Source organism: Microbacterium sp. Leaf351, assembly GCF_001423825.1.
GTDB classification, from domain to species: domain Bacteria; phylum Actinomycetota; class Actinomycetes; order Actinomycetales; family Microbacteriaceae; genus Microbacterium; species Microbacterium ginsengisoli.
In genome coordinates this window covers 26,974-27,663 of the sequence record NZ_LMPK01000002.1, presented here as the reverse complement: position 1 = coordinate 27,663, position 690 = coordinate 26,974, and the positions used below count along the sequence as shown (strand labels likewise).

The window sequence follows — 690 nt, the reverse complement described above, 5'->3', positions numbered from 1 at the left end:
GCTGGGCATCGGCCCCGGCCGTGAGGTCGGCGAGGCCTACCGCTACCTGCTGGAGGTGCGTCTCGACGAGGGCGTCATCGGTGCGGATGCCGCGGAGCAGCGCCTTCTCGAGTGGTGGGCCGCCCGGGCGTAGGGCGACCCACCACGGCGGTCACGCGGCGCTGGCGATGTCGCGGCCGTGGGCGCGCGCGGACTCCTCGGCCTGCTGCTTGAGGTCGGCGGCGAGGTCGCTGAAGGCGTCGAGCGCCGGGTTCACGCCGACGAGGGTGAACGGACGCGTCACGACGCGCAGGTCGAGCCCCCAGACATCCGCGAAGACGCGCTCGAGCCACCCGGTGGAGTGGTCCCAGCCCTCCTTCGGCGTGCCTTCGCCGTAGTTGCCGCCGAGCACGGTCGCGAGTACGGCGGGCTTGCCCTGCAGAGCGGTGCCCTGCGGGTCGATGCGGGGATCGGTGTAGGCCAGGTCGAACCAGGTCTTCACGTGCTGCGAGACGCCGAAGTTGTACAGCGGCACGGTGAACAGCAGGGCGTCGGCCGAGATGAGCTCGTCGGCGAGACGGGTGGCGAGGGCGACGGCCTCGACCTGCTCAGGACTGCGGTCGGCCTCGGGGGTGAACTTCGCGGTGACCGCGGCGGGCCAGGCGGTCGCGGGAATGGGCGCCGTGGCGAGATCCCGGCGCACGACGCCGC

At 72.9% G+C, this 690-nt stretch carries 1 protein-coding gene; it reads right to left on the bottom strand.

Annotated elements, in window-relative coordinates; all coding sequences use genetic code 11:
- Positions 1-151 precede the first annotated feature (151 nt).
- Positions 152-682 carry an NAD(P)H-dependent oxidoreductase gene (locus tag ASG00_RS00600; RefSeq protein ID WP_082482955.1) on the bottom strand — a complete coding sequence of 177 codons (531 nt, stop codon included), beginning with the start codon at positions 680-682 and terminating at the stop codon, positions 152-154.
- Positions 683-690: the final 8 nt, after the last annotated feature.